This is a genomic window from Methanolobus psychrotolerans, from assembly GCF_002243045.1.
In the GTDB taxonomy this organism is placed as follows: domain Archaea; phylum Halobacteriota; class Methanosarcinia; order Methanosarcinales; family Methanosarcinaceae; genus Methanolobus; species Methanolobus psychrotolerans.
The window spans coordinates 20755-27076 of the sequence record NZ_MBKP01000035.1 but is presented as its reverse complement, the minus strand read 5'-3'; the positions used below and the strand labels follow the sequence as shown (position 1 = coordinate 27076).

At 40.2% G+C, this 6322-nt stretch carries 8 protein-coding genes, 1 tRNA gene and 1 pseudogene; 4 read left to right on the top strand and 6 right to left on the bottom strand.

The window, feature by feature from the left end; all coding sequences use genetic code 11:
• Both BB781_RS11200 and BB781_RS11195 read right to left on the bottom strand, forming a co-directional pair.
• A pseudogene (locus BB781_RS11200) lies at positions 1–419 on the bottom strand (hypothetical protein); the annotation flags it as partial.
• On the bottom strand, positions 416–706 hold the full coding sequence (locus BB781_RS11195; protein WP_094228580.1) for a hypothetical protein: 291 nt from the start codon (positions 704–706) through the stop codon (positions 416–418). The gene BB781_RS11195 and the pseudogene BB781_RS11200, both read right to left, overlap by 4 nt.
• 216 nt (positions 707–922) lie before the next feature.
• Between BB781_RS11195 and BB781_RS11190 the strand changes: the two genes are divergently transcribed.
• Positions 923–1120 carry an integrase gene (locus BB781_RS11190; protein ID WP_164997858.1) on the top strand — a complete coding sequence of 66 codons (198 nt, stop codon included), beginning with the start codon at positions 923–925 and terminating at the stop codon, positions 1118–1120.
• 152 nt (positions 1121–1272) lie between these two features.
• Complete coding sequence (locus BB781_RS11185) at positions 1273–2910, top strand: hypothetical protein (RefSeq protein WP_129582698.1); 1638 nt, start codon at positions 1273–1275, stop codon at positions 2908–2910.
• Between the two features lie 386 nt (positions 2911–3296).
• On the opposite strand, the gene BB781_RS11175 is transcribed toward BB781_RS11185, so the two are convergent.
• The 4 genes from BB781_RS11175 to BB781_RS11160 all read right to left on the bottom strand — a co-directional run bounded on the left by BB781_RS11175 (position 3297) and on the right by BB781_RS11160 (position 4973).
• Positions 3297–3373, bottom strand: a tRNA-Val gene (locus BB781_RS11175).
• A gap of 157 nt (positions 3374–3530) precedes the next feature.
• The gene (locus tag BB781_RS11170; RefSeq protein ID WP_094228576.1) at positions 3531–3992 is read right to left on the bottom strand and encodes a pyridoxamine 5'-phosphate oxidase family protein; all 462 of its coding nucleotides are present in this window, start codon (positions 3990–3992) and stop codon (positions 3531–3533) included.
• A 14-nt stretch (positions 3993–4006) separates the two neighbouring features.
• Positions 4007–4612: an NAD(P)H-dependent oxidoreductase gene (locus BB781_RS11165; protein ID WP_094228575.1), complete on the bottom strand. Its 606-nt coding sequence runs from the start codon at positions 4610–4612 to the stop codon at positions 4007–4009.
• A 58-nt stretch (positions 4613–4670) separates the two neighbouring features.
• Complete coding sequence (locus BB781_RS11160; protein ID WP_094228574.1) at positions 4671–4973, bottom strand: Dabb family protein; 303 nt, start codon at positions 4971–4973, stop codon at positions 4671–4673.
• A gap of 141 nt (positions 4974–5114) precedes the next feature.
• Between BB781_RS11160 and BB781_RS11155 the strand changes: the two genes are divergently transcribed.
• On the top strand, positions 5115–5738 hold the full coding sequence (locus tag BB781_RS11155; RefSeq protein WP_094228573.1) for a magnesium transporter: 624 nt from the start codon (positions 5115–5117) through the stop codon (positions 5736–5738).
• On the top strand, positions 5735–6292 hold the full coding sequence (locus BB781_RS11150; protein ID WP_207205280.1) for a magnesium transporter: 558 nt from the start codon (positions 5735–5737) through the stop codon (positions 6290–6292). The genes BB781_RS11155 and BB781_RS11150 overlap by 4 nt, the downstream gene beginning before the upstream one ends.
• Positions 6293–6322 lie beyond the last annotated feature (30 nt).

Below are 6322 nucleotides of genomic sequence, written 5' to 3'. Positions count from 1 at the left end.
GGGGGGGGGGTAATTTTATATCTTAAGGTGGGGAATTTTAGACCGACGAAAGTGGGGAAAAGTAAACCGCCGTTGACAATAGCTGAGTCAAGTAGTTTATCTCGAATGAAATCTGCTACTAATGAACCCATATACGGATTGTTTAAATCATTGATAAGACAATCGTTTTCAAATTTGATATCGTTAATGTCGATCTTACTTTTTTGAAACAGGGTTGATTTTAAAAGGTAATCTTTGAATTCAGAAATATCTGTCCGTATTCCAAATATTTCAAAATCAATAATTTTTTTGATATTCAATTTGTCAGGATCAATGTGAAATTCCGTGTTTATTAACCGCGGATCATTTTCAATAAATTCCTTGACAAGCGTAGATTTGCCTGATCCATTCGGACCCGCGAAAATTCGAATCCGCTTCATATTTTATACACACGTTTCTTTGGAACAACGAATGCATTCTCAAGTGTTTTGATCTTTTCGACTCGACCATCTGGGAATTTTCTGACAATAGCATTACCCTGCTGGATTGTAATAGCTCTGCCATTTTTAAGAGCATCCCTTGCTGCATGCATGGTTGCATTTCGTGCCATTTCTTCAATGTGCCGGGATTGCTCACTATGTGACAATCCAGAAATGCATCGATGTGCTGATGTACCAACCTGTTCAAATTCAGAATGAGTTTTTGGTACTTTAGTTATTTTTGACATGCAATTTCTCCATCGTGCCAGTACATCCTACTATAGCATTGTGCCCATAAATATGTTTGTTCTTGCTGCATGATTGAGTTTGGAAATCGCTCATTATCCAACATCTGCCTTTTCAAAAGGCACCAAAAGAACCTTCCAGATATTCTTCCCAACATCATTCATTCCAGTACTGAACAGTATAGGTAAACCATAGACCTACAACCATTACATGAAAAGTTGAGGCATGGACGTGTATGTGCAAAGACCATACGCAAATGGCACCTGAACCTTATGATATCCGAAGGTGTACCCAAGAGTATCGCTGACTTCATCCAGGGCAGAGCACCTGTGACGGTGGGAAATGCGCATTATTTGAATAAGGTGATGCAGGCAAGGGAGGCATATAGAAGAATTGTGGATAAGTTTTTAACATGACTGAAACTCAAGCAAGCACTATAGATTCTGCATGAAAATTACTGATTACTTGAAGTATTTCTATGTAAGCACTCACTTAGATTATGTATTTTCGAACTTAGCCTTGAAGAGGTATGCAAAACTTTAAATTGAATCCTACAATTATTTTTGTTATGTCTGCAATTCCGATAAACCCTAATTTTTTTAACCATGATGCACAAGCAGGTGGTTTTTTTCCAGTAACACATATTAACCCAGGATTTGATATTGAAGCGTTTATCTCAGGAACTGGAAAAAATATCTTAGTTGAAGGTATCCGAGGAACTGGGAAAACACATATTTTAAAGATGATTTCTTCAAAGTGCATTGATACATATCCTGAAAAGAAGATATTACCTGTTTACATATCTTTAGCGCGAGTTTCTGAGTGGGAAGGAAGTGATATTAGACTGTTTCGTATTCAACTGTACGCAAGTATTGTTGCCGAAGCCATCTCAACTCTTGAAAGAGAACGGTCTAGGATATCTTATCAAAAAAATGGTTTTGAGAAATCTGTAGATGCTATCAAAAGAATGTTTGGAATTCGAACTGAAGATGATATAGACACCCTTTTACAGAAAATAAAAGATATCAATGAGAGATTACTAGGAAGTTTAGCATATAATCCAGAGAAGATCCTTGAAAGAATTTCATCCGGAAGCGAACAAAATGCTGGAGTTACAGTTGGAGCACCGCATATTCAAGCCTCACTTAGTGATGTTCGCAGACAAATTGAAGATAAAGAAATTCAACTTGTTGGGAAGAATTTAGCGCACGAAAGTGCAGCTCCATTTATCATCGAATTTTTTAAGCAACTTAAAGAGATACTGGGTTGCAATTACACTATTCTTTTACTTGATGAATGCTCTGAAGCATCAACCGATGCTCAAGTTGAACTATTCCGCCTTTTGAAGTTAATTAGAGGTGCTTTTACTGCTAATATGCAAACAAATAATGTTTATTTTATTGCTTCTGTCTATCCACCATATGCAACAGAATACCCATCAAGATTAAGAGGGCACTCTTTTAATTTTGATCCTGGACAAGATGCTGGGGTAGAATATCTACAATTGGATGAATTGGCAGACGAATATGAAACCTTTTTTCATGAATTAACTCGAAAGAGGTTACAATATATTTTTGAGAGAATGATTTCAGATCCAATAACTGAAATTTTTGAAAATGAGAGGGCTTTTTATCTTGCAGTTTATGGTGCAAATGGAATTCCTAGAAGATATTTAGAGATATTAAAACAGAGTTATGATAATTTATGCCAAAGAACTGGTTCTGAAGCGGAAATCAAAAAAATATCTCAAAAAGATGTTGAATCTGGTATACAAACAGTTGCTTCTGGTCAGATTCTTTCTCCGAGCAAACTACAGAATGATGATTTTAAGATTATAGAAGAGATAAGTAAAAGGATAGGTACACGTAACAAAAAAACGGAAACTGAAAATAAAGATAAACAAAATCCAATCCCAGCAAACGTGTATTTTACAATCAATCGTTCTCAAGTAGAAGAAATTACATCCCTTTTGTTACAAGGATGTGTTCATGACAAAGGCAGAACTAGACTGAGGAAATATTACAAAGATGAGGGTGCACACGGACCTTTATTCATGTTAGATTTGGCTTTGGCAATTTACAATGGTGCTATCGATAAAAGGAGAATCTTAGATATACTTAGAAATGATTTGAAAGAGAATGCTAAAAGTGGTTATCTTTACTGCCAAGATTTCAACTTAGATCAATTCGAGTACAGAAAAAAATAGATGAACACTGTTTTATTCAACATCTAGTTATGCAAGTCCTGCCTACCCAGAGCGATGGGACAGGTGGGTGGGTAGAAGGACAGAGAAAAATTGAATTCGTTATAATACATAGTGTACACTATGTTTACATGCAAAGTCACTGCCCACAAAGCAAGCAAGACCAGAGTATATCCATCTATCCGATTACCAAAAGAGTACGGTAGTATCATCGGAAAAAGTGCAGAGATTATTCCTACATCTCATGAGGGTAAGCAGGCTTTCTTAGTTGTTGTTGATCAGGAAAGTGTACACTCCGTGTTAACAAGTCCGCTAGAGGCAAGAGTCGAGAATTTAGAAAAGCAGCTCGCCGTGTTGCAAAAATCAGCATCATAAGAAGTAATTGAGTGTGGTGGGCCCGATGAGATTCGAACTCATGACCCCCGCCGTGTAAAGGCGATGTCATAACCGGCTAGACCACGGGCCCATTGCTTTGCGAATAAAGTTTTTCGTTGACGGTTTCGTCTTCGAGCAACCCCTTAATGTAACTAGTTGTATATAACCTTTTTTAGTGAAACGGGGAAAAATTGATTGAAAATATTATTTCCTGCCACTTTCAACAGACATAACAAGCATGCTGACGATCAATATCCTGAAAATTTACCTGTCATTTCAGTTATTTCTATCCTGATAATCGCAACCTTGTCCAGAATAGTATCCGTATAGGAGAGATCTTTCGCTCCGGCGTACTTTTCCATCAACAGGTCCAATGCCCTGGTTTTGTCCCCGGCATCTGTGATGAGGGAGGCATTACCCCAACCTATTATACTGTAATATTTCATACTCCAGCCGCAACTCGTTGGTGCAGGAGCAACCTCAGTCTTGTACTCCATCTCGAAGCAGACATGTGGATTCACATTGATGATATCCAGCTTCTTTCCAGCCCTGGCGGCATGCAGATAGAGCGCATTATCGTAGTATGCGAAATTCATTGGCACCACATACGGAACATTGTCTTTGCAAAGTCCGATCCTGCATACAGTAGCCTCCTTGAGGATGGAGTGTACCATATTCTCATTCGTGATCCTCTTTTCAGGTCTTCTCATAGTACTCACTCCATTCAAACTATACCATCCTGCGGGAAATACCTGCAAACAGTATCCTTCACCTCATCCAGCCATCCCTGACGCTCTTTAGGGGAACTGCCTGCAATTGTCCTGAACATCCTGCGATTGTAACCCGTGACCCCGCAAAAATCAAAGACACAGTCCTTCCATATCCTCTCCAGCGGATCACCAAAAACATTGTTTTCCCTTTCTTCCGGCGTATTGGAGGTATTGAACACAACAGCAGTCTTCGCCTTTAAAAGACCAATCGGAAGCCCGGAACCATCATCATCTGAAGCAAACTCATATGCTATCTTTTCCCTGAGCACACGGTCCACCCATCCTTTGAGTATGGCAGGCGGCTGTCCCCACCAGTTAGGATGGATAATGACGATTCCATCAGCCTCCCTGATCTCCGTACAATGAGAACGAACAAGTGGATCATCCGATTGATCAGTTACCAGTTCCTCGCCCTGAAGAAGCGGATCAAACCTTTCCCCGTACAGGTCATGGAACCGGACATCATGTCCATTGGCTTTCAAAGTGTCAACCACCATACCAGCAATAGCATGGTTGAAACTCTCTTCATAGGGATGTCCGAGTATTACTGAAACTTTCATGCTTTTCCTTCTTTTCAATCAATATTAATCGACCTGATAAAAAGAAATCATTAAGGCATCAATCCAGATAATCAACAACAACCCGTTCTTCCTTGATCTTACCCACAAACTCAGCAACCTTCTGATGTTCAGGATGGTCCTGGTATATCCTTAGTGCTTCCTCATTCCTGAACTTGGAATAGAGGACCACATCGTAAGACTCATCTGAAAAGTTAACATTGACCCCTACTTCAATATCTTCGATCTCAGGGATTACTTCTTTAAGAGTTTCAAGCATTTCCTTCATGAGCAATGCATTCCCAATTTTGCTTTTGTCTTCAGCGTTCTCTTTCAACTTCCACATAACAATATGTTTTAACATGAAATATTCCTCTTTTCAGCAAATGTGAACATGTATCTTATGCTTAACCATGAAAGAACAAATCCTCAGAAAAACATGCATAAAACAAGCGTGGAGCTTCTGACATGTATTTAAATAATAACAAAGTAAAATAGGGCTGTAATGGCTCACGATACAAGTTACGAAGACGATGAATACGAGATAGAAGTCGTCGAGGAGTACATCGGAGACTACGGAAGCATCCGGTCAATAGTACGTGAGGCGTTGCCATTTGAACTCATGGCCACCATAGGGGGAGTAATTTCAGGACTTATTCTTTCAGGCATGAGCAATGAACTGCAAATGATACCGGGCCTGATAGTAATAACACCTGCTGTGCTTGGTATGCGCGGGAATATCTCCTGTACACTGGGCTCCCGCCTTGGGAGTGCCATACACATGGGTCTTATCACAAAGATAGACCGCAACCCTGAACTAATCAACAACGTTTCAGGTTCTCTTCTATTAAGTCTTATAATGTCCTTCATACTAGGAATTGTAGGTCACCTGGTAACCGTTGGCCTTGGACTGCAAAGTGCAGGAGCATTCACCCTTATATTGATAGCCGTTATCGCCGGGGTAACATCCGGACTAATATTGTCATTTGTAGCTGTTCTGCTTGCACTTGGAATGTTCCGTTTTGGGTTTGACCCTGATAACGTGGTCACGCCTGCAATTGCCACTATTGGTGATATAGTGTCTATGATAATGCTCTTCCTGTCTGCAAAGGTGGTGCTTATGTTATGAGTTACTACACAGTAAGAGGGATTGTCGGGCGAGGGTTCCCAATTCTTCTTGTCACATCGGTCATAGGTATATTCGCAGGCCAGATACTTAATTTAGAGATCGAGAAACTCGTCTCAATGCCCATCATACTTGTACTGATACCTTCCCTAATCAAAATAGGAGGGGACACAGGAAGCATGCTTGGCGCAAGACTCTCATCATCCTTTCACATGGGTCTTGGCAGCCACCTTCATCGCAATCCTGTTGTCCGCAACAGCGTCCTTGCAGCCCTCATAGTAGGACTTAGCGCCTGCACCTTCGTGGGTATCATAGTCTGGATAACGGGAAGTATCCTTGGAATGGGAATGCCATTTACAACACTCATGGCTCTGTGCCTCATAGCTGGTTCATTTGAACTGCTGGCAGTCTTTTCAGCAACCATTACCATCGCATTTGCATCTCACAGGTTTGGAGTGGACCCTGATGACACAGTAATCCCACTTATCGCAACACTTGGCGACTTTATCGGAGTTACGGGCATATTTGTAACAATGCATCTCCTGAACCTAATCTAAAATGTAATATATTTAAAAACCAAATACAGA